This window comes from Kribbella sp. NBC_00359 (genome assembly GCF_036097425.1).
Taxonomy (GTDB): domain Bacteria; phylum Actinomycetota; class Actinomycetes; order Propionibacteriales; family Kribbellaceae; genus Kribbella.
Window position 1 is genome coordinate 6,945,224 of record NZ_CP107975.1, and the last position, 22,084, is coordinate 6,967,307.

Sequence of the window (22,084 nt, forward strand, 5' to 3'; positions counted from 1 at the left end):
GTTAGTTGCCCTGGGTAACGATTACGTGGAGTGCCGAGACGGCTCTGTAACGTGACTTGGGTGAGGGAATCTCGTTTTCCTTTGCAGTGCGGGCGATCTTGTTACAACGGCCTCAAGGAGCCGCTGGAGAGGTTGACACCGTCGCCGTCAGCGAGCATCGTTTTGGGAGTCGTCATATCCCGTTCGATCCACGGTCACACGAAGTTCGGCCACCGGATGATCCCGCGACGCTGACCAGGCCAGTGCCAGGCTTGAGTCGACGGGGGCTGAGATCGCTGGTGGTGAGCCCCCCGCGGGGCAGAGGTGGAAGAGGTTCGGCGCCCAGTAGACAACAGCCGTTCGGTTCGCAGCCAGTGGATCGCCGGTTGGTCCGAAGGAGCGCCGAGCCTCTTTCCTCTTATCTGAGCCTCGTCCTCTTCCGGAGCGTCGTCACCCCATCACTTTCCGCGTTCGGTGCCGAATGGCTACCGACCGGATACATTTGCGTGTCCGGGACGTTGTACGGTCGTGCGACCGGCGTCCGCCGGGGCTTGTGAGGACAAGGGGTTACCGCGTGGACCGGTTGAAGGCTCTGGGGCGACTCCTGCCGAGGGTCGCCGTGGCGGTCGCCGCCGGCGCCCTGCTCGGGCTGGCCTTCGAACCCCACGACCACCCGTGGCTCACGGTGATCGCCGTACCTCTCTTCCTGGCCGCGCTGAACGGCGCCTCGGCCAAGGGCGGTTTCCTGATCGGTGCCGGCTTCGGCATCGCGTACTACGCGGTCCTGGTGCCCTGGCTCAGCGTCATCGGTGGCGACGCCGCGATCGCGCTGGCGGTGCTCGAAGGGCTGTTCTACGCCGTCTTCGGGTTGTTCGCGACGCAGGTGCTCAAGCTCAAGCTGTGGATGCTGTGGATCCCGTGTCTATGGGTGGCGACCGAGTTCGCGACCGCCGCGGTCCCGTTCGGCGGGTTCCCGTGGGGCAAGCTCGCGTGGGCGTTCTCCGACGCGTCGCTCGGCAAGCTGGCCGCGTTCGTCGGCATCCCGGGGCTGAGCTTCGTCGTCGCCTTCGTCGGCGTTCTGCTGTACGCCGTACTCCGGCCGACGAGCGGACTGCGGCTGCGGGCCGTCGCTCTCGTCGCCGGGGTGGCGATCGTGTTCGGCAGTTCGCTGATCAATCTGTCCACCCAGGGCGACGGCAAGACCGTGAAGGCCGCGATGGTGCAGGGGAACGTGCCCGGCAAGGGGCTGGAGTTCCTCGGCCGCGCGCGGACCGTCACCCGCAACCACCTGGCCGCCACCCTCGACCTGGAGAAGCGAGTCCAGGACGGCACCGAGATGAAGCCGGACGTGGTGATCTGGCCGGAGAACTCGACCGACATCGACCCGTACAAGGACGACGAGACGCGGGCCGACATCGAAGAGGCCGTGAAGGCTGTCAACGTACCGATCCTGGTCGGTGCCGTCACCGAAGGCCCCGGCCCGAACGAGCGGCAGACCACCGGCATCGTGTGGGATCCGGTCAGCGGCCCCGGCCAGCGGTACGCGAAGCGGCACCCGGTGCCCTTCGGTGAGTACATCCCGTTCCGTGACCAGCTGCTGCCGTACATCAAGCGGCTGGAGATGATCGGTGCGCAGACCGCCCCCGGCAAGGTCCCGGGCGTGATGCCGATCGGCGGTGTGACGTACGGCGACATCATCTGCTTCGAGCTCGTCTACGACAACGTGATCTCGGACCTGATCAAGGGTGGCGCCCAGGTCCTCGTCGTGCAGACCAACAACGCGACGTACGGCGGGACCGGGCAGCCCGAGCAGCAGTTCGCGATCACCCGGATGCGGGCGATCGAGACCGGCCGGACCGTGCTGATCGCGTCCACCAGCGGGATCTCCGGCGTGATCCGCCCCGACGGCACGGTCGAGCACAAGTCGGGCCAGTTCGTCTCCGATGTCTATGTCGCCACGGTTCCGGTGCGCGACGCCCGGACGCTGGCCAGCACCCTCGGCCCTTGGCCGCAGTGGATCCTGACCGGGCTGGGGCTGCTGGGCATCGTGCTGGCGCTGGTCGCGCGGCGCCGGCGGCGTACCGACGACGGCCCGCAGACTCCGCCGGCCGCCACTCCGAGTCGCGAGAAGGTCCCGGCCTGAACCAGGGTCCTCTCAGGGTTGGCCGTTCCCATCCGTTCCGTACGCTGGTGACTCAGGCAGGAAGGGGTAGGACATGCCGTGGCTCGTGGCGCTCGCGTTGCTGGTGGTGCCGATCGTGGAGATCTACGTGATCATCCAGATCGGTCAGGTGATCGGCGGCTGGCCGACGGTCGCGCTGCTGCTCGTCGAGAGCGCGCTCGGCGCCTGGATCATCAAGCGCGAGGGCCGGCGTGCCTGGAGGGCGCTGCAGAACTCGTTCCAGACCGGCAAGATGCCCGGGCGTGAACTGGCCGACGCCGCGCTCGTACTGGTGGGCGGGACGCTGCTGCTCACACCAGGCTTCGTCACCGACATCTTCGGCTTCTTCTTCGTCCTCCCCTTCACCCGGCCGCTCGCCCGCCGTGGCATGTCCGCCTTCTTCAACCGCAGGCTCGCCGGCCAACTGGGCGGCGCCGGTCTAGGTGGTTCCGGCCTGGGTGATTCGGGGCTAGGCGGCTTCATCCCCGGCACCGGCGGCCCCACCCGACCACCCCAGTCCTCAGGCGACGTCGTCCAGGGCGAGGTCATCGACCCGGATACGAAGTAGGTCTTCCTCACCGGCGTGCTCTTCGGCGGTCGGGGCCTCGGCGCGCACCGCGTGACCTGAACGATTGGGTGCAGCAGACTGGCACGATCGGGCTTCGGGGCTCAGCGAGTGAAGGTCGGGATAGGCGTGATGGTGCTGGGCGGACGCGTCGCGGCGTGGTTGCGGCGCGCGGATCCTGGGCTGGCCGCGACCCGACGGGCCGCCAGGACAGCGTTGGTGATGCCGGCGCTGTTCGCGTTCTGCGCCGAGGTGATCGACTCCCCGGTGGTGGCGACGTTCGCCGCGTTCGGCGCGTTCGCGATGTTGCTGCTGGTCGACTTCCCGGGGACCAGCGTGCAGCGCGTCCGGGCGCAGGTGCAGCTCGCGGTGGGGTGGCTCGTGCTCGTTTCTCTGGGCACACTCGCCGGGCAGTCCGCGTGGACGGCGACAGCGGCCACGGTCGTTGTGGGCTTCGCCGTACTGTTCTCCGGTGTCGTCAGCTCGGTGCTGGCAAGTGCCAGCACTTCTTTGCTGCTCGCGTTCATCCTCTCGGTAGCGACGCCCGCGCCGCTCTCGATGCTGCCGGACCGACTGGCCGGCGTAGCTCTTGCTGCCGCAGCCGCTGTGCTCGCCGTCTGGCTGCTCTGGCCGAGACCGGCGGTTGATCCCCTCGGGGCACCGGCCGCTCGAGTCTGCAGAGCCGCTGCGATGCAGCTTCGCGCCGAAGCCCGCGACACCGTCGAAGTATGCGCCATGAAGACGCAAGAGACGGCGACCCTCATCGACGACCTGCGGCGTACCTTCACCGCGACGCCTTACCGGCCGACAGGCCTGTCCATGGGGTCCAGGGCTCTGGTGCGCTTGGTCGACCAACTCACCTGGTTGAGTGCGATCCTTGGCGAGTTCAATCCCGCCAGCGCCCAGGGAGCGGCGAAGGATCCGGACTCGTCCGAAGTTCACTTCGCGGCAGCGACCGTACTGGATCTCAGTGCGGATCTCCTGGCGGATCCGAAGGTCGCCCCGGACCAACTAGCCACCGCGGTAGAGGCACTTCGCGATGCCGTCACGGCCCTCGAAGACGGCGCCGTGGCCCGCTTGCCATCGACGGACGGAGCGGCGCGGGAGCCAGGCGCGGCCGGGTTTCTCGGCAGTCTCAACGTGTCGTTCAGGGCGCAGGAGATTGCGTTCGGGGTCTTGCTGATCGCGCAGAACGTCGAGATCGCGCGGGCTGCGGACCAGCGAAGGTGGACGGACCGTCTGCTCGGTCGCGAGCCAAGGTCGCGCACAGGCCCCATCGTCAGCGCGGCAGAACGCGCCGCTGCGCACTTCGAGCCGCACTCGGTGTGGCTACACAACAGCATCCGCGGCGCGGCTGCGCTTGCGATCGCCGTAGCGGTCGCGAACGTGACCGGTGTCCAGCATGCCTTCTGGGTCGTTCTCGGAGCGTTGTCGGTACTTCGCTCCAACGCGCTCAACACCGGTCACAACGCCTACCGAGCTATCGGCGGTACGGTCGTCGGCTCGCTCGTGGGGGCCGGACTGCTGGCGCTGATCGGCGAGAACACCGCGGCGCTGTGGATTCTGCTGCCGATCGCGGTGCTGGTCGCCGGCATCGCCCCTGCTGCGGTCTCGTTCGCGACAGGGCAGGCGGCGTTCACGGTCACTCTGGTGATCCTCTTCAATATCGCTCAGCCAGAGGGCTGGTCGCTCATCCTGTTCCGCATCGAGGACATCGCGCTGGGCTGCGCGGTGAGCTTGCTCGTCGGCCTGTTGTTCTGGCCCCGTGGGGCGTCCGCCGCGGTCGGAAAGGCGCTGGCGGAGGCGTATGTGGACAGTGCGCACTACCTGGTCAGCGTCGTCGGGTACGCCGTGTCCTGCTGCGTTCCCGGGTCCCGCCCGACCACACCACAGGAAGGCCGCCGGACAGCGGCCGCAGCCCGCCGACTGGACGACGCCTTCCGCACCTACCTCGCCGAGCGCGGAGCGAAGCCGGTCCCGCTGAGCGAGATGACAGCCCTGGTCACCGGCGTCGTCGGGGTCCGCTTGGCGGCGGACGCAGTTGTGGAGCTTTGGGAGCGGTACGCCGGTGGTCAACCGCCCTCGGAGGACCGGAGCGCCGCACAGTCCGCTCTGCTCGCCTTGGCGGACCGGCTTCTCCAGTGGTACACCGCCCTTGCCGACGCCCTGGCCGACCACGGCCGGGTACCCGATCCGCTCCCGCACGACCACACGACCAAAGCTCAACTGATTGCGGCTGTACGCCGCGACCTGTATGACCCCGGCGGCCAAGCTACCCCGACAGCGATCCGCGTCCTGTGGACCAACGATCACCTGGACGTGGTGCGCCGCCTCCAGCCAAGCCTCGCCGCCGCAGCCAGCAGAACCACAACGGCCACCCGGTGGTCTGCAGATGTTCCTTGGCTCAGGCGAAGGGGCCTTTCGCGCTGAACAGGTGCTTGGCGAAACGGGTGGCCATCGCTCGGTGGGTCTCCCCGTCGGGGTGCAGGTCGTCGGGTAGGGGGCGGGCAGTGTTGTCTGGTTCGCCGTAGAGGGTGCGGCCGTCCAGGTAGTGGAGGTTGGGGTCGGCGGTGGCGCGTTGGGTGATGATCCGGGACAGCTCGGTGCGGATCACCGAGAGGGTGAGTTTGCCGGTGGCAACTTCCTCTCGGGTGCCGGTGGCGGTGAAGCGGAGGTGCCCTTCGGCGAGGGCGGACAGGTCCCAGCCGGTGGGGCCGGGGGTGTACTCGTGGATCGGGCAGAGGATGGGGGAGATGACCAGGAGCGGGGTGTCGGGGTGGCCGTCGCGGATGGTGTCCAGGAAGCCGTGGACGGCGGGGGTGAAGCTTCGGAGGCGGAGCGAGTCGGTGTTCACGATGTTGATACCGAGCTTCAGGCTGATCAAGTCCGCAGGCATGTCCCGGATCGTGCGGGCGACGAACGGCTGAAGGAACGAGCTGCCCGCGAAGGCGAGATTGACCAGCTCCACGCCAGCGTGAGCCGCGGCCAGTGCCGGCCAGATGGCTGTCGGGCTGCCGGCGTCCGAGCCATGACTGATCGAGCTGCCGTGATGCACCCACACCCGCCGGCCATCGGCGGAGACCGGCTCGATCGGTGCATCGGTGCGCAGGGCAACGAGTTCGGTGGTCTCGTTGTGCGGCAGCCAGAGCTCGACGGTCTTCGGTACGTCGCTCAGTCCGTCGAAGCGCAGCGTCCGTGACTCGCCGCGCCGGCTCTCGGTGGACCCGGTCATCAGGTCGATCGTGATGACATCGCCGCCGTCCACGGTGGCCTGAGCTGTCAGCTTCCCGTCGACGACCAGGTCGTACACGCCGGCCGGTCGCGGGAGAGCGCCGACATACTCCCGCTTGGTCGGCAGAGTCTCCAGCTCGACCGCCAACGCGGTCGAGGTCTGGTCCGCCTGCTCGGGCAAACCTACAAGCTTTAGGCAAACGGGTGCATGAAAAACGGACCCTCACCGCGCCGTTGCGGTGAGAGCCCGTCAGGGCCTTGATCAGGCGGTGCGCTTGGTCCGGTGCAGGTGGGCGGGGCCGATCTCGCCCTTGCGGAGCAACTCGACCCGCTCGGCCAGCAGCTCCTCCAGCTCGGAGATGCTGCGACGCTCGCGCAGCATGTCCCAGTGCGTACGGGCCGGCTTCTCCTGCTTCGGCTCCGGCTTCTCACCGGTGGACCGGGCGGCCTCGCTGCCGCAGTGCGGGCATTCCCAGACCGCGGGCACCTCGGCGTCGTGCGCCATGGTCACCTCGACCACGTGGCCGCGGGGGCAGTCATACGTGATCATCTGGCGCGGCGCGAACTCGACACCGCGGTCATCCTCGAAGCTGACCCCACCCAGCCCCGAACCACGCAGTACGCGATTAGACATGTCATACCTCCGAGATCGTCATCCGTGCCAACGGTCGGCCGGCCCGGATCATTCCCATTTTGGCATGCCCGAGCCCGAGGTACGCACCTGACAGCACCGTCGTAACGCCCTGTCATCGAGCGTTCACTCATCACGGTGTGTCGCCGTGCGTCCGACGTACGACGCATCGAACCGATGCACAGTTCACAGCCAGTTGCCAGGAATCGGGGATCAGTTCCTCAGCAAACGGCCCTAGCGTCTGCGTCCATGGTGCTACCCCGCCACAAGCTCCGTGGCCTCAGCTTCGTCAACGTGGCCCTGGTGGCCATCGTCCTGGCCATCGCCCTCACGGCGTACTTCCTGTTCTTCCGAAAGGACCAACCAGCTGCGAGTGCGACTCGCCCGACGGCGGCAGTGACCCGCGGTGACGTGACCGCCAGCGTCAGCTCCAGCGGCACCCTGCAGAGTTCCCAGACCGCGTCACCCCAGTTCGAGACCTCCGGCACGGTCACCCAGATCCTGGTGAAGGTCGGCCAGGTGGTCGCCAAGGGCGCGGCGGTCGCGAAGGTCGATCCGTCCGCCGCCGAGCGCCAGCTCCGGATCGCCGATCAGAACCAGATCGCGGCGGCCAACTCGGTGACGGCCGCGCAGGAGTCGCTCGACGACGCCCAGGACGCCGCCGACGCCGCGGCGGAGGCATCGGCCTCGCCGAGCCCGACGCCGACCAACGGCCAGCAGCAGTCGCAGTCCCAGAACCAGGGCCAGACCCAGAACCCGGAGGTTGCCGTCAGCAACGCCGAGGCGAGCCTGGCCCGGGCGAAGGCGGACAAGGAGCAGGCCGACCAGGACGTCGAAGGCGCCCAGGCCGCGGTCGACGCGACCACGCTGAAGGCACCGATCGCGGGCACGATCACCGCGATCAACGGCTCGGTCGGCTCGGTGACCGGCGGCTCGAGTACCGGTTCGGGGTCAGCCTCCGGCTCCGGTTCAGGCTCGACCTCAGGTCAAGGTTCAGGGTCGACCAGCGCTAGTACGACGACCACGTCGGGCTCCGGCTTCGTCGACATCTCGGACCTGAAGGCGCTCCAGGTGGTCGCGTCGTTCGCCGAGGCGGACGCGATCAAGATCAAGGCCGGCCAATCCGCCACCGTCACCCTGAACGCCGAGCCGGGTACGACGCTCACCGCAACGCTGGCGTCCGTATCGCCGACGCCGACCACGACGAACGGCGTCGTCTCGTACTCGGCCACCTTCTCGCTGGCCAAGCTGCCGGCCAACGCGCGGATTGGCCAGACCGCCAACGTCACCGTCCAGACCGCGAAGGCGACCAACGCTCTCTACGTCCCGAGCACGGCGATCGCCACCAGCGGTACGACGTACACCGTCACGATGGCCGACGGCGGCGGGACGCGGGAGGTGAAGGTCGGCGTCCGCGGCGACAGCTTCACCCAGATCACCTCCGGACTGAACGAGGGTGAGCGGATCGACCTGCTGCAGGGCACGATCGGTGGCACCACGAACCAGACCGGCCAGGGCCGCCAGTTCGGTCAGGGGCAGTTCCCCGCCGGTGGCGGCCAGTTCCCCGGCGTCGGCGCGGGCACGGGCGGCGGGGCCAACCGTGGCCGCTGACGCCCTGATCGAGATCCGGGACGTCACCAAGACGTACGGCAGCGGCGAGACCACCGTGCACGCGCTTCGCGGGGTGTCCCTGCGGGTCGAGGCCGGTGAGTACGTCGCGGTGATGGGCTCGTCCGGATCCGGCAAGTCGACGCTGATGAACATCCTCGGCTGCCTGGACGTCCCGAGCCGGGGCGAGTACTGGCTGGACGGGAGCAACGTGGCCCGGCTGACCGAGGACCAGCAGGCGCTCGTCCGCGGCCGCAAGATCGGGTTCATCTTCCAGTCGTTCAACCTGATCCCGCGCACCACCGCGCTCGCCAACGTCGAGCTCCCGCTCACCTACGCCCATCTGCGCCGCGCCGAGCGGCGCGAGCGTGCCGGTCGCGCGCTGGACCTGGTCGGGCTGTCCGACCGTGCCGATCACCGGCCGAACGAGCTGTCCGGCGGCCAGCAGCAGCGGGTCGCGATCGCCCGCGCGCTGGCGACCGGGCCGCGGATCCTGCTCGCCGACGAGCCGACCGGCAACCTGGACGCCCACTCAACCGACGAGGTGCTCGGCATGTTCGACCAGCTGAACGCCGACGGGCGCACAGTCGTCGTGATCACCCACGAGCACGACGTGGCGGCCCGCGCCCGGCGGCTGATCCAGGTCTCCGACGGCCGGATCGTCGCGGACGAGGTGACCCGCTGATGTCACCTCGCGATCTGATGGCGGCCGCCCTGCGCGGCCTCAATGCGAACAAGCTCCGCTCGCTGCTGACCATCCTCGGCGTCTCCATCGGCGTCGGCGCGGTCATCGTGCTGGTTGCTGTCGGCAACGGCTCGGGCAAGGCGGTCCAGGCCCGGCTGGAGGCGATGGGCACCAACCTGCTCACGGTCTCGACGACCGGCGGTGGCGGCGGCTTCCAGCGCGGCCAGGCCGGGCCGTCGGCCCAGCAGTACAGCCTGACCCTGGACGATGCGGCCGCCCTGGCCGACGAGCGGCTCGCCCCCGACGTGGCGGCGGTCGCGCCGGTGATGACGAGCAGCGGTACGACGGCGACCAACGGCGACACCAGCTACACGGTGAGCCAGGTGATCGGTACGACGCCGGCGTACCTGCCGGCCACCAACACGCCGGTCGGCACCGGAGCGTCGTTCACCCAGGAGGACGTCGACACCTCCCAGCGGGTCATCCTGCTCGGGCAGACGACCGCGACCGAGCTGTTCACCCGGCCCGCGAGCGCGGTCGGTCAGACGATCAAGCTCGGCGCCGTCGATTTCGTCGTCCGCGGAGTGCTGGCGAGCAAGGACAGCACCGGGTTCTCGGATCCGAACGCGACCGCGATCATGCCGATCAGCACCCTGCGCGCGACCCAGGCCGGGTACGGCGCACTGAACCAGATCGTGGTCCAGGCGGCGAACGAGGATCGGGTGGACACCGCGCAGGCCGAGGTCACGCAGTTGCTGACCGCGCGGCACCAGGTGCCGGCGAACCAGACCTCGCCGTTCCGGATCACGAACTCCGCGCAGATCCTGCAGACCAGCCAGGACACCGCCGCGACCTTCACCGCCCTGCTGGCGACGGTCGCCGCGATCAGCCTGGTCGTCGGCGGGATCGGGGTCACCAACATCATGCTGGTCACCGTCACCGAGCGGACCCGGGAGATCGGCATCCGCAAGGCGCTCGGCGCGCGGCGGCGGACGATCCTCGGCCAGTTCCTGATCGAGGCGACCCTGCTCAGCCTGATCGGCGGCGCCGTCGGGGTCGGCGTCGCGCTGATCGTCACCCGCTTCCAGCTCGCCGGTGTGCAGCCGGTGCTGGTGCCGTCGTCGATCGGACTCGCGCTCGGCGTGTCCGCGGCGGTCGGCCTGTTCTTCGGCAGCATGCCGGCGCACCGAGCCGCCGGTCTTCGTCCCATCGACGCTTTACGACACGAGTGAGAGGCCCATACCCGATGAGCAACCAGAACCCCGACGAGTTCGCCCAGATCGGGTCCGACGAGGAGGTCGACGCGGCGCTGACGCCGAAGAAGAGCCTCAACCTGCCACTGGCGACGGCGATCCTGGCCGGCATCGTGGTCCTGGCCATCGGCCTCGCCGGCGGCGCCGGCCTGCACGCGGCGTTCGCGTCGGACAGTACGACGACTCAGCCGCAGGCGAGCGGCCGCGGCTTCGGCGGCGGATACGGCGGCTTCCGCGGCCAGAACGGCAACGGGCAGGCACCGGGCGCGGGCGCTGGCCAAGGTGGTCCGGGCGGCGCGGCGATCGGCACGGTCGTGTCGGCGACGGGGACCGAGCTCGTGGTGAAGACCCAGAACGGCAACGTCACGGTCAAGCTGACCGGCGACACGACGTACGAGATCACCGCCAAGGGCACCGCGGCCGACCTCAAGCAGGGCGAACAGGTCGTCGTCAGCGGCCAGAACGCCAACGGCACGATCACGGCGAACACCGTCCGCCAGGGAAGCTTCGGCGGCGGCTTCCGCAACCCGAGCGCCACGCCGTCGCGGTAACCCCGAACCGTGCGCCCGGCTCGTACCCCGGCCGGGCGCACGTCAGTTCCTGGTGGCGATGAGGGCGACGGCGGTGGAGTCGATGGTGAAGCTGCCACCCACGGCCGCCCACATGCTGTTCGCGGATCGGACCGGCATCCGGCCGAGTGCAGCAAGTGCGGAAGCTTGTCGCCTCCGTCGTCCCCGGCTAGACGATCGAGGGCTGGGCGTTGCCGGCTTCGGTGATGCCTCGGCGCATGTCGACGCGGGTGAGCAGGATCAGGCCGATCAGGAAGAAGAAGCCGAGGGCAACGATTGCGGGGCGGTAGGAGCCGGTGAGCTGGTGGACCAGCCCGAAGACGAGGGTGCCGAGCCAGGAGGTGCCGCGCTCGCCGGCCTGGTAGAGGGAGAAGTACTCGGCCTCCCGGCCCTTCGGGATCAGCTGGCTGAAGGCGGACCGCGACAGCGCCTGGGTGCCGCCGAGGACGATGCCGATCGCGATGCCCATCACCAGGAACGGCACGATCTGGTGCGCGGGCAGCAGGAAGCCGGCGACCACGATCAGCATCCAGACCACCAGACCCCCGGTGATCGTCCGGTGCGCGCCGTACCGCTGGGCGAACCGGCCGAACGCCAGCGCCCCGAAGAACGCCACGAACTGCACCAGCAGGATCGTCGCGATCAGCACCTGGGTTGCGAAACCGAGCTGTTTCTCGCCGTACGTCGACGACACCGAGATGACCGTCTGGATCCCGTCGTTGAAGAACAGGTACGCGACCAGGAACAGCAGCGTCATCGGATAGCTCCGTAGGTGCTTGAGCGTCGCCGCCAACTGCCCGAAGCTCTGGCGCACCAGGCCCCTGCTGCGCACCGGTTCGACGCTCGTCGGAGGCCGGTTCCGCAATCGCACGTACGGGATGAACGTGAACGCCCCCCACCACAGCCCGGCACTGAGCAGGCTGAGGCGGACGGCCGTCCCCTGGCTCATCCCGAGCGCGTCGTGCGCGGTGACCACGGCGAGGTTGATGAGCAGCAGGATGAACCCGCCGGCATACCCGAACGCCCACGCGCGGGACGAGACGGTGTCGCGCTGGTCCGGCGGCGCGATGTCGATCAAGATCGAGTCGTAGACGACCAGCGACGAGCCCAGGCACAGGTTGCCGATGAACAGCAGCAGAGCGCCGAGCAACCAGCGACCGCCGCCCACGAACACCATGGAGCAGGCCGCCAGTGCGCCGACCCAGGCGAACCCGCACATCAGCACCTTCTTGCGGGACATCCGGTCCGCAATCGCTCCCACCACCGGCAGGAACAGGGCCGACACCAGCGTCGCCACCGTGACGACGTAGAAGGCGAGCGAACCAGGGGAGATGCCCAGCCCCAGGACATCGAGGTTGGTGTTGCACGGCCTGTCCGTCGTACCGGCGTACCCGCAGGCCGCGGTCTCGGCGACCGACGTCAGGTACGGCGCGAACAGCACCGTGCCGACCGTGGTGACATAGCCGGAGTTCGCCCAGTCGTAGAGGCTGAACCCCCAGTACTCGCGCTTGTCCACCGCAGCCGGGGCGGAGAGAAGTCCCATGCGCGGAAGTGTGTCAGGTCCCGGCGACGATGCGGCGTCCCGGCGGATAACACTTCAATCCCACTGGCCCCGCTCGACCAGGACGTCGCGGAGAAGATCGGTGCGATCGGTGATCAGGCCGTCCGCGCCGGCGTCCAGCATCCGCCGCATCGTGGCCGGGTCGTCCACGGTCCAGACGTGCACTTGCTTGCCCCGGGCATGCGCTCGTTTGATCAACCCGGGCGTGAGCACCCGCAGCGGCCCGTATCCCTCGGGGATCTGCAGACACGCCCCGCCGGACTTGAGCGCGAAGGGCAGGAACCGGATCAGCACGATCTCGAACTCGCCGTACCCGGTGCACAGTCGCGGACCGAGGTCCTTGCGGATCCGCCGTACCCGGGACTGGGAGAACGACGAGACGCAGACCCGGTCGATCGCGTTCGCGGCCCGCAGGACGCCGGCCGCCGGCTTCAGCCCGTTCTCGGCCTTGATGTCGAGGTTGAACCGGACGTCCGGGAAGTGCTCGAGCAGCTCGTCGAGGCGGGGGATGGGCTCGTGGCCGTTGATCCTGGCCTTGCTGACCTCGGCCCAGGGCAGCTCCGCGACGACCCCGGTCCGGTCGGTGACCCGGTCCAGCTTGCTGTCGTGGAACGCGATCACGACCCCGTCACTGGTGGCGTGCAGGTCGGTCTCGAGGTAGCGGTACCCGAGGTCCACCGCGTTCTGGAACGCGTGCAGCGAGTTCTCGTAGCCGATGTTGTCGGGGTGCAGCGCGCCGCCCCGATGGGCCATCGCGATCGGCCCGTCGTGGTCGAGGTAGGGATACACGACAGGAAGTATGTACCGTTTGGCTGGTGACGCTACTCAGCCCCCGCCCCGACCTGTGGACCCTCGACCCCGAGGTCCTGCACCTCAACCATGGTTCGTACGGCGCGGTGCCGCGGCGGACCCAAGAGGTGCTGGCCGCCCTCCGCACCGAGGCCGACGCGAACCCGATGGCCTGGTTCCGCTCGGTCGCGGCGCGACTGACCGCGAGCCGCCTCGAGTTGGCGTCGTTCCTGCGGACCGATCCCGCCGGCTTCGCCCTGGTCCCGAACGCGAGCGCCGGCGTGACCGCCGCACTGGCCACGCTGCCGATCCGGGCGGGCAGCCGGATCGTGCTGACCAACCACGCGTACGGCGCGGTCCGGTACGCCGCCGAGCGGTTCGCCCGGCTGCACCAGGCCCAGGTGGTCATCGTCGACGTACCCCTGGAGGCCGACGACGAGAGTGTGGTCGCGCTGATCGCGCCCCACCTGGACAACGCCGCCGCCCTCATCGTGGATCAGATCAGCTCGGCGACCGCGATGGTCTTCCCGATCGCGGCGCTGGTCGAGGTATGCCATGACCGCGGTGTCCCGGTCGTGGTCGACGGCGCGCACGCTCCAGGACTGATCGACGCCCCGGCGGCCGACGGCGCCGACTTCTGGACGGGCAACTTCCACAAGTGGCCGGCCGCACCGCGCGCGACGGCCGGTCTCGTGGTGGCGGAGCGCTGGCGGTCGGCGACGCTCCCGCTGATCGTGTCCTGGTCGGAGTACGACGAACGGCTGCCGGAGCGGTTCGACATGCAGGGCACGTACGACTACGCGCCGTGGATCGCGGCACCGGAGTCGCTCCGCGTGCTCGACGAGCTGGAATGGCCGGTACGGCGTACGCAGCTGAGCGCGACGATCGACGAGGGGGCGAAGATCGTGGCGAAGGCGCTCGGGACCGGGATCGCGCAGATCGCCCGGCAAACGCCGACGATGCGCCTCGTCGAGCTCCCGTCCACCGTCGACCTCACCGCCGGCGAGGCAATCAAGGAGCGCGTCTCCCGCGACCTGAAGGCCGAGATCACCTTGACCGGCTTCGACAACCGCGGCTTCATCCGGCTGTCCATCCACGCCTACAACTCGCTGCAGGACTATCAGTCGCTCGCCGACCGGTTGCCCGCGTTGCTCTGAAGGGTCCGCCGTCACCCCTTGACTGCGCCTGACGTCAGGCCGGCGACGATCTGGCGGTTGAAGAACAGGAACATGATCAGGGGCGGGATCGTGATCAGGAGGATGTTCATGAAGAGAAGGTTGTACTGGGTGGTGAACTGACTGGAGAAGTTGTAGAGGGTCAGCTGGACGGTGGCGTTCTTGTCGCCGGGCAGGAAGTACAACGGGTTCACGAAGTCGTTGAACACGTTGACCGACTGCACCACGACGACGGTCACGATGACGGATCTCAGCAACGGGAAGATCACCCCGAAGAACAACCGGAGTGGGCCCGCGCCGTCGATGATCGCCGCCTCGTCCAGCTCCCGCGGGATGGTTGCGACGAACGCCCGGAACAACAGGATGCAGAACGACAACCCGAACGCGATCTCGATCAGGATCAGTCCTGGCATGGTCTTGAACAGGCCGAGCTTCTGCAGCACCCAGATCGTCGGTACGACGGCCGGCGGGATGATCAACCCGGACAGCACCAGGAAGTTGATGAAGCCGTTCCACCTGCTCTTGCGCCGCTGCAGCACGAATCCGGCCATGGCCGCGAGCACCACCATCCCGGTGACGCTGGCCACGGTCAGGATCGTGCTGTTGATGAAGGCGATCACCAGCATGTAGTCGCGGGCCTTGACCACCTCGACGAAGTTCTGCACGATCCGGAACTGGTGCGGCCAGGAGAAGCTCAGATCCGCGGACTGCTGCCGGTCCTTCACCGCGGTCAGGACGATGAACGCGAAGGGGATCACGAACACCACGATCGAAGCCACGATCGCGACGGCGCTGAGCAGGTAGTTCCGGCCTGGTTTGTGGTTGACGAGTTCGGCGGTGCTCACAGGTCCACCTCCTTGCGGTTCAGGAACCATGACAGCGGCAGGATGATCGCTGTGACCACCACGAACAGCACGACGTTGCCGGCCGTCGACAGGCCGTAGAACCCGGCCTGGTACTGCTTGTAGATCACCGACGCGATCACGTCCGAGGTGAACCCGGGCCCGCCGCGCGTCATCGCCCAGATCAGCTCGAACGACCGCAGGCCGCCGATCAGCGACAGGATGATTACGGTGACGGTGGCCGGCTTGCACAGCGGCAGCACGATCCGGCGGAACGTCTCCCACGCCCCGGCTCCGTCGACGCGAGCGGCTTCCATGTATTCGCGCGGGATCGACACGATGCCGGCGATGTAGATGAGGGTCGCGAGCCCGACGCCCTTCCACACGTCGACGGCGGCGATCGACATCAACGCCCATTTCGGGTCGGTGAGCCACCCGGGTCCGTTGATCCCGATCACCCCCAGCGCGCCGTTGATCAGGCCGCGCTCGGGGTTCATCAGCACCGTGAAGGTGAGACCGACGCCGATCGTGCTGACCAGCACCGGGAAGAAGACGACCGAGCGGAGGTACGCGCGGCCGACGATCCTGGACGTGAGCAGTACGGCGAGCAGCAGGCCGAGCACGACCTTCGACCCCGACGTCACCACCGCGTAGATCAGCGTGTTGGTGAAGCCTTTGACCAGAGCCGGCTCCTGGAAGAACAGCTTGAAGTTGTCGAACCCGATGAACTTCGACTCGAACAGGCTCCACCGGGTCAGGCTGTAGTAGAACGAGGCAAAGGTCGGAACGAGGAACAGGACGGTGTAGATCACCGCGGTGGGCAGGTAGAACCAGAACGAGTACGGCGAGTAGACCTTCCCCCCGGCCGCCGCTGCGGCCGGGGTCGCGTCACTGCGCGAGTGCGGGCGTGTGGAGGTGACGGTCATGGGGCCTCCCGCCCTGGACTGAGGAGCGGAGGGAGCGAAGCGACTGGAGCGACGAGGGAAGGGCGGGAGTCAAAGCCCCATGACCCGCCGCGCCGGAGGCGTGGCATCGATATGGTCACAGGACCTCACCAGCCCGCCAGTCCGAGTTGCTGGGCCTGCTTCTTGACGTCCTCGTCGTACCTGGCCGCGCCGTCCTTCGCCTTGCGGATGCCGGAGCCCACCTCGACGGTGATCTGCTCGAGCGACGGCCCCTTGACCGGGGAGAGGAACTCCAGCGCCAGGCTGGACGCCCCAGGCTTGTCGAGGTACGGCTGCATGTCCTTGATGGACTGCGGCACGTCATCCCCCAGCGTGCAGCCCTTGACCGCGTACGGACCGGTCGGTGCGCCGGCCGTGTTCTGCGACGCGCAGCCGTCCGGGCTGGCGACGAAGGCCTGGAACTTCTTGGCCGCGTCCAGCTTGTCACCCGTGGTGGACTTCGGGATGTAGAGACCACCCGGTGTCCACAACGTCAGGCCGTTCTTGCTCGCGTCGTCACCAGGGAGAGCGAACAGACCGACGGTCTTGGCCGCGTCGGGGTAGGTGGCGACCATGTTGGCGACCACGCCGGACAGGATCGGGTAGTGCGCACCCTTGCCGGTGGCAAGCATCTTGAGACCGTCGGGGAGCTTGGCCGAGGCGAAGTCCTTGTTCTCGTACCCGGCGTCGTGGACGGCCTCGGTGTGCTCGAATCCCTTGAGCGCGGCCGGCGAGGTCGCGTACTTCGCCTGGTTCTGGGTGTACTTGTCGGCGAAGTCCGGCTCGGCCGCGGACACGTTGTGGAAGTCGCCCAGGACGAACAGCTGCGAGGTCCAGGTCTCGCCGTAGGTCTGGATCACCGGCGCGACGCCGCCGCCGGACGCCTTGATCTTGGCGTTGTTGGCCATGAACTCGGCCCAGGTCGTCGGCACCTTCAGCCCGAGCTTGGTGTAGACCGGGATGCTGTAGAGGACCGCACCGCCCTGGAAGCCGCCGACGGGTGCGCCGTACACCTGGCCGTCGGCGGTCACGGTCTTCTTGAAGTTGTCGTCCAGATCGGCGACCCACGGCTCGTCGTTGACCGAGAGCAGGTTCTTCTGCGGTGCGATCGCATTGAACAGCGACCCGGTGTTGTAGTTGAACACATCGACCATGTCGCCGGTGGACAGCCGGGTCTTGATCAGGTTGTCGCCTTCGGTGCCACCCGGCCGGGTCTCCACCTTCACGGTGATGCTCGGGTTCTTCGCGTGGAAGTCCTTGGCCAGTTGCTCGGCCTCCTTCACGTCCTGGTCCTGGTTGGTGGTCAGGTACGTGATCTCGACCGAGCCACCGCCGGCGTCGTCGCTGGAACCGAGACTGCCCGCACTGCACGCGGTCAGGGCGAGCGAGGAGACGGCCAGAACAGTGCTGACGGCCAGTCCTCTCCTGCCTGGGCGGAATGTCATCTTGACCTCCAAGGGGATGTTTCTTCAGGGCATCGGCAGCGGGGCGGTGGTCGGTGGGACAGGGTCAGTTGTCGAGCAGGGCGTCGAGTTTCGCCTGCAGGGCTTGGGCGGCGGGGGAGAAGTCGCGCCGGCTGATCGCCTCGACCAGCTGGCTCGCCGGCAGGTCGAGGTACCGCTCCAGCCGGGCGGCCAGGTCGCCGTCGTCGGCGACGACCTCGGTCTCGACGGCCGCGGCGACGAAGGTGTCCCAGCTGGACTCGTGGTCGATGAGTTGCCGGACCGTCGGCTCCGCGGGCAGCGCCGGCGTCTCGGCGTACGACGCGGTCCACTCGTGCGTGCCGTGGCCGACCTCGACCGGCTCGCTCTCACCAGGTACGGCGACCTGCGCGCGCGACCCGACCGGCACGGTCACGCTGAGCCGGATCTCGCCGTCGGACCGCGTCCACGCCACCGCGGCCTCGCCGTACGGCGTGATGTGTTTGGCCGATGCGGCGGTGAGGTGCGAGGTGAAGAGCGGCCGTACGACGATCGTGCGGTAGCCGGGGTCGCCGGCCGCGAGGCCCGCCACCCGCCGGTGCATCCAGTCGGCGACAGCGCCGAGCGCGTAGTGGTTGAACGACGTCATCTGGCCGGGGTTGATGCTGCCGTCGGGCAGCATGCTGTCGTAGCGTTCCCAGACCGTCGTCGCGCCCATCGTCACTGAGTACAGCCAAGAGGGGCAGGCTGTCTGTAGCAGAAGGCGGTACGCGAGGTCAGGATGTCCGGAATCGGCCAACGCGTCGGCGATCAGCGGCGTACCGACGAATCCGGTGCTGATCCGGAACCCCGCTGTCCGGACCAGATCCGCAAGGCGCTTGCCGGCGCGCTCCCGCTGGCTCTCCGTCGGCAGCAGGGCCCACTGGAGCGCGAGAGCGTAGTTGGTGGTCGCATCGCTCAGTACGCGTCCACCCTCGGTGGTGTACTCCGCTGCGAACGCCTGCCGGACACGAGCGGCCAGGTCGGTGTACTCGCGGGCCAGGTCGGTGTCGCCGACGACCTCCGCGGCCTTGGCAACGACCTCGGCCGAGCGGGCCAGGTGAGCGGTCGCGAGGACGTCCGGGTCCGCCTTCGCGCGGAAGGGGTTCTCCGGCGGAGCGGTCGGGTCGAGCCAGTCACCGAACTGGAACCCACCGGACCAGAGCAGGTCGTCTCCGGCCAGGTCGGCCATCTTGTCCACCCAGGCGCGCATGCTCGGCAGTTGACGCGCGAGCAGACCGGCGTCGCCGGTGCGCTCGTAGATCACCCAGGGGACGATCGTTGCCGCGTCACCCCAAGCGGCCGTGGCCGGTGCCGAGTTCCTGAGCACATCCGGTACGACGAACGGAACCGAGCCGTCCTTCTGCTGCTCGGCCGAGAGGTCGGCCAGCCAGTTGGTCAGGAAGCCGGCGGTGTCGAACAGGAAGCTCGCAGTCGGCGAGAAGACCTGGATGTCGCCGGTCCAGCCGAGCCGCTCGTCGCGCTGCGGACAGTCGGTCGGCACGTCCACGAAGTTGCCGCGCATACCCCAGACCACGTTCTCGTGGAACCGGTTGAGCAGTGCGTGCGAGGAGTCGAACCACCCGGTGCGCGGCAGATCGCTGCCGACCACGATCGCCTCGAGGTCTTCCGTCCGGAGATCGCTGACACCCGTCACCTCGGCGTACCGGAAGCCGTGGAAGGTGAGCGGCGAGTCGAGGGTGACCTCGTCGGAACCGGCCAGGATGTAGGAGTCGGTGGCCTTGGCGGTCCGGAGCGGGCGGACACCGAGTTCGCCGTGCTCCAGGACCTCCGCATGCCGCACGACGACCTCGTCGCCCGCTGCGCCGCCACGGACCGTCAGCCGGACCCGGCCGACCAGGTTCTGGCCGAAGTCGATCAGGGTCTCGCCGGAGGGCGAAGTACTGATCTCGACCGCGGGCAGCACGTCGGTGATGCGGACCGGCGGGCCGTCGGGCGCGACGAGCAGGCTGAGGTCGGCGTCGAGAACGTCGACCGGTGTGGGCACTCCCGGGGTACGGCGAAGATCCGTGCTCTGGCCGTTGTACAGGTCGTCGGCGATGACCGCGCTCTCACGGGCGGTCCAGGTGTCGTCGCTGCCGAAAGTGTGGACCTGGCCGTCGGCGGTGGTGACCTCGAGCTGGGCGAGGACCGCGAGTCGGGTGCCGTACACCTCCTTCTGGTCCTGGAAGCCGAGCCGGCCGCGGTACCAGCCGTTGCCGAGGAGGAACTCGAGCCTGTTCTCACCAGGTCGCACCAGGCTCGTCACGTCGTACGTCTGATAGCGCAGCCGATACTGGTACGCCGTCCAGCCGGGCGCGAGCTCTTCGTCGCCGACCCGTTCGCCGTTGAGCTCGGGGAGATAGACGCCGTGCGCGGTCGCGTACAGGCGGGCCTTGACGATGCCGTCCGGCAGGTCGGCGACGCCGGCGAGCAGGGGAGCGGGGGAGCCGTAGCTGTTGTCGCGCGGGCTCACGAAGTGCGCGGTCCAGTCGTCCGAGCCGAGCAGCCCGACCTCGACGGTCGCGGGCCGGCTCCAGTCACTCCAGTCGCCGTTGCCGCGGACGCGCACCCGGACCTGCGCCGACTCTCGGGAGGCGAGCGGGCCACCCGGCCACGGAACCAGGACCTGCTCGGGGGACTCGACCGTGTAGACCTGCGCTGTCCCGGTGGTGATCTCGACCTCGTACGCCGTCTGCGCGTAGTCGGCGTCCGCGGCCGCGACCTGCCACGACAACCGTGGGGTCGCGGTGCCGAGGCCCAGGACGGGGGCGGCCCGGTGTTCGAAGCGGAGCGAGGTGGGTGCGGCGAGGTTCGACATGAGTCTCCAACCGACGTCGAGTGAAACGATTCATTGGGTGTTCCGGCGAAGCGCCTCGTGCTGTTGCGGATTGATGGCTGCGACGTATCAGGGACGTTTCGCCTGTTCCCCGATCCTGCGGCTGGTAGTCGCCGGGGACTAGCCCGGAGTGCACTCGTGGTAGCACAAAATGCACCTTGGCCCGTATCGTGAGGCATGGCCGACGAGCCGGTGACGACCCGCGGGACCGTGCTGCACTTCGTCGAAGGGACGCTGGTGCACGCCGGTCCGCACGTGCACGAGGACTCGCATCCGCTGCACACGCACAGCTTCTTCGAGCTCGCCCTGGTGATCGGCGGCGAGGGCGTTCATCACAGCCTGGCCGGCCGGCAGCGCCTCCAGGTCGGGGACGCGATCCTGCTCCGTCCAGGCGTCTGGCACGAATACCAAGAGTGCAGCTCGCTCGAGGTCTACAACTGCTGTTTCGCGGCCGACCTGGTCCGCCGCGAGCTCGCCTGGGCGCGCGAGGATCCCTTACTGGGTTACCTGTTGTGGACTGGTCCTTTCTCGGCCCAGCGCCGCGGGATGCTCACCACGCATCTCGATCCGGACACGCTTCAGGAGGGCATCGGGCACCTCGACGGATTGCGGCAGTTGCGCAACCAGCCGCTGAGCCGGCATCGCGGTGAGGTGATCGGCTGGCTGTCGCTGTACCTGAGTTGTGTGGCGCGGACGGTCGCCGAGCGGGACGACCGCGGTGAGCAGACGCATCCCGCCGTACTGGATGCGATGCGGATGATGGAGGCGGACCCGGCCCGGCAATGGATGCTGACCGACCTGGCGAACGCCTTGCATCTGGCGCCGGGGTATCTGGTCCGGTTGTTCAAGTCGGTGACCGGGATGCCGCCGATGGCCTACCTGTCCCGGCATCGCGTCGAGCTCGCGGCCGACCAGTTGCTGCACACGGACCTGCCGATCAGCCGGATCGGCGAGTCGGTCGGCTGGCCGGATCAGAACTACTTCGCCCGCCGATTCAAGTCCCACTACGGGCTGAGTGCGTCGACCTATCGGCAACGTTTCAATACCGTCAAGCACAGCCCCGCCGGGCGCTGATCAGCTGCTCGAGGCCGTCCAGGATGCGGTGGAGGCCGAACTCGAGGCCCTGGTTCTCACTGCCGTCCGCGGTGCGGAGGGCCGCTGCGAGGTTGGGGAAACGCCCGGACTCGGTGCTGAGGATCTCGGCCAGTGACTGGGTCACGTCCTCCTCGGTGAGACCGACGCTGTGACCGGGGAAGGTCGTGGACTGCTGGGCGATGTTCCGGACGTGGCTGGTGATGACCAGGATCGAGTCGAGCTGCTCGCCGCCGCGCAGGCCCGAGTCGCCGAGGGCTGCAAGACCCTGCTCGATCCAGGCGAGTTCGTTCGGCCCGAGCAGGCGGCGGCCGATGGTCGACTGCAGTAGCCAGGTGTGACGGGTGAAGCCCGCGTAGAGGTCCATCGCCCACGTCTGCAGTGCTTCGCGCCACGGCAGGCCGGGGCGCTCCGGCGGTGCACCCATCGCCAAGTCGCTCATCACGGCGAGGAGCTCGGTCTTGCCGGGCACGTAGCGGTAGAGCGCCATCTTGGTGACCGGCAGCTCGCCGGCGATGCGCTGCATCGAGACTGCGTCGAGTCCTTCCGCGTCGGCGATCCGGATCGCGGCCTCGGCGATCCCGGTCAGGGTGATCGCCGGTTTCGGGCCGCGGCTCGGCGCCGGCTGCCTACCCCAGAGCAGTTCGGTCATCGGTGCTCCCTTCCGGATGCGCTTGAACTGTGTCTACCATACACATTA

The 22,084-nt window shown here is 68.4% G+C and carries 18 protein-coding genes; 9 read left to right on the top strand and 9 right to left on the bottom strand.

Annotation, left to right across the window (positions count from 1 at the left end; translation table 11 throughout):
• Nucleotides 1–553: 553 nt before the first annotated feature.
• The 3 genes from lnt to OG876_RS33745 all read left to right on the top strand — a co-directional run bounded on the left by lnt (nucleotide 554) and on the right by OG876_RS33745 (nucleotide 5,135).
• On the top strand, nucleotides 554–2,122 hold the full coding sequence (gene lnt, locus OG876_RS33735; protein WP_328520732.1) for an apolipoprotein N-acyltransferase: 1,569 nt from the start codon (nucleotides 554–556) through the stop codon (nucleotides 2,120–2,122).
• 73 nt (nucleotides 2,123–2,195) lie between these two features.
• The gene (locus OG876_RS33740; protein ID WP_328520733.1) at nucleotides 2,196–2,708 is read left to right on the top strand and encodes an FxsA family protein; all 513 of its coding nucleotides are present in this window, start codon (nucleotides 2,196–2,198) and stop codon (nucleotides 2,706–2,708) included.
• A gap of 108 nt (nucleotides 2,709–2,816) precedes the next feature.
• A complete protein-coding gene (locus tag OG876_RS33745) occupies nucleotides 2,817–5,135 on the top strand; it encodes an FUSC family protein (RefSeq protein ID WP_328520734.1) in 2,319 nt (772 codons plus the stop codon).
• On the opposite strand, the gene OG876_RS33750 is transcribed toward OG876_RS33745, so the two are convergent.
• Nucleotides 5,110–6,117 (bottom strand): GDSL-type esterase/lipase family protein, encoded by a 1,008-nt coding sequence (locus tag OG876_RS33750; RefSeq protein WP_328520735.1) that lies wholly within the window; start codon nucleotides 6,115–6,117, stop codon nucleotides 5,110–5,112. The two genes, OG876_RS33745 and OG876_RS33750, sit on opposite strands and share 26 nt — an antisense overlap.
• 81 nt (nucleotides 6,118–6,198) lie before the next feature.
• Complete coding sequence (locus tag OG876_RS33755; protein WP_130448290.1) at nucleotides 6,199–6,570, bottom strand: RNA polymerase-binding protein RbpA; 372 nt, start codon at nucleotides 6,568–6,570, stop codon at nucleotides 6,199–6,201.
• 246 nt (nucleotides 6,571–6,816) lie between these two features.
• Between OG876_RS33755 and OG876_RS33760 the strand changes: the two genes are divergently transcribed.
• Genes OG876_RS33760 through OG876_RS33775 form a run of 4 tightly spaced genes read left to right on the top strand, consistent with a single transcriptional unit; the run spans nucleotide 6,817 to nucleotide 10,664 of the window.
• The gene (locus OG876_RS33760; protein WP_328520736.1) at nucleotides 6,817–8,178 is read left to right on the top strand and encodes an efflux RND transporter periplasmic adaptor subunit; all 1,362 of its coding nucleotides are present in this window, start codon (nucleotides 6,817–6,819) and stop codon (nucleotides 8,176–8,178) included.
• Nucleotides 8,168–8,860 (top strand): ABC transporter ATP-binding protein, encoded by a 693-nt coding sequence (locus OG876_RS33765; protein ID WP_328520737.1) that lies wholly within the window; start codon nucleotides 8,168–8,170, stop codon nucleotides 8,858–8,860. Before OG876_RS33760 ends, OG876_RS33765 begins: the two co-directional genes overlap by 11 nt.
• The gene (locus tag OG876_RS33770; protein ID WP_328520738.1) at nucleotides 8,860–10,092 is read left to right on the top strand and encodes an ABC transporter permease; all 1,233 of its coding nucleotides are present in this window, start codon (nucleotides 8,860–8,862) and stop codon (nucleotides 10,090–10,092) included. Before OG876_RS33765 ends, OG876_RS33770 begins: the two co-directional genes overlap by 1 nt.
• Nucleotides 10,093–10,106: 14 nt before the next feature.
• Nucleotides 10,107–10,664 (top strand): hypothetical protein, encoded by a 558-nt coding sequence (locus OG876_RS33775; RefSeq protein WP_328520739.1) that lies wholly within the window; start codon nucleotides 10,107–10,109, stop codon nucleotides 10,662–10,664.
• A 187-nt stretch (nucleotides 10,665–10,851) separates the two neighbouring features.
• On the opposite strand, the gene OG876_RS33780 is transcribed toward OG876_RS33775, so the two are convergent.
• Nucleotides 10,852–12,225: an MFS transporter gene (locus tag OG876_RS33780; protein ID WP_328520740.1), complete on the bottom strand. Its 1,374-nt coding sequence runs from the start codon at nucleotides 12,223–12,225 to the stop codon at nucleotides 10,852–10,854.
• 54 nt (nucleotides 12,226–12,279) lie between these two features.
• Entirely contained in the window at nucleotides 12,280–13,032 is a 753-nt protein-coding gene (locus OG876_RS33785) for a glycerophosphodiester phosphodiesterase (protein ID WP_328520741.1), read from the bottom strand.
• A gap of 26 nt (nucleotides 13,033–13,058) precedes the next feature.
• On the opposite strand from OG876_RS33785, the gene OG876_RS33790 reads away from it, so the two are divergent.
• The gene (locus tag OG876_RS33790; protein WP_328520742.1) at nucleotides 13,059–14,189 is read left to right on the top strand and encodes an aminotransferase class V-fold PLP-dependent enzyme; all 1,131 of its coding nucleotides are present in this window, start codon (nucleotides 13,059–13,061) and stop codon (nucleotides 14,187–14,189) included.
• A gap of 11 nt (nucleotides 14,190–14,200) precedes the next feature.
• Here the strand turns inward: OG876_RS33790 and OG876_RS33795 are convergent, their stop codons facing one another.
• From OG876_RS33795 to OG876_RS33810, 4 genes are all read right to left on the bottom strand, one after another.
• Entirely contained in the window at nucleotides 14,201–15,052 is an 852-nt protein-coding gene (locus OG876_RS33795; RefSeq protein WP_328520743.1) for a carbohydrate ABC transporter permease, read from the bottom strand.
• Nucleotides 15,049–15,975 carry a carbohydrate ABC transporter permease gene (locus OG876_RS33800; RefSeq protein WP_328520744.1) on the bottom strand — a complete coding sequence of 309 codons (927 nt, stop codon included), beginning with the start codon at nucleotides 15,973–15,975 and terminating at the stop codon, nucleotides 15,049–15,051. The genes OG876_RS33795 and OG876_RS33800 overlap by 4 nt, the downstream gene beginning before the upstream one ends.
• A 125-nt stretch (nucleotides 15,976–16,100) precedes the next feature.
• On the bottom strand, nucleotides 16,101–17,438 hold the full coding sequence (locus OG876_RS33805; RefSeq protein WP_328520745.1) for an ABC transporter substrate-binding protein: 1,338 nt from the start codon (nucleotides 17,436–17,438) through the stop codon (nucleotides 16,101–16,103).
• 64 nt (nucleotides 17,439–17,502) lie between these two features.
• Nucleotides 17,503–20,274 (bottom strand): family 78 glycoside hydrolase catalytic domain, encoded by a 2,772-nt coding sequence (locus OG876_RS33810; protein WP_328520746.1) that lies wholly within the window; start codon nucleotides 20,272–20,274, stop codon nucleotides 17,503–17,505.
• 195 nt (nucleotides 20,275–20,469) lie between these two features.
• On the opposite strand from OG876_RS33810, the gene OG876_RS33815 reads away from it, so the two are divergent.
• Complete coding sequence (locus OG876_RS33815; RefSeq protein ID WP_328520747.1) at nucleotides 20,470–21,366, top strand: helix-turn-helix transcriptional regulator; 897 nt, start codon at nucleotides 20,470–20,472, stop codon at nucleotides 21,364–21,366.
• On the opposite strand, the gene OG876_RS33820 is transcribed toward OG876_RS33815, so the two are convergent.
• Nucleotides 21,341–22,036: a TetR/AcrR family transcriptional regulator gene (locus tag OG876_RS33820; protein WP_328520748.1), complete on the bottom strand. Its 696-nt coding sequence runs from the start codon at nucleotides 22,034–22,036 to the stop codon at nucleotides 21,341–21,343. The two genes, OG876_RS33815 and OG876_RS33820, sit on opposite strands and share 26 nt — an antisense overlap.
• Between the last annotated feature and the right edge of the window lie 48 nt (nucleotides 22,037–22,084).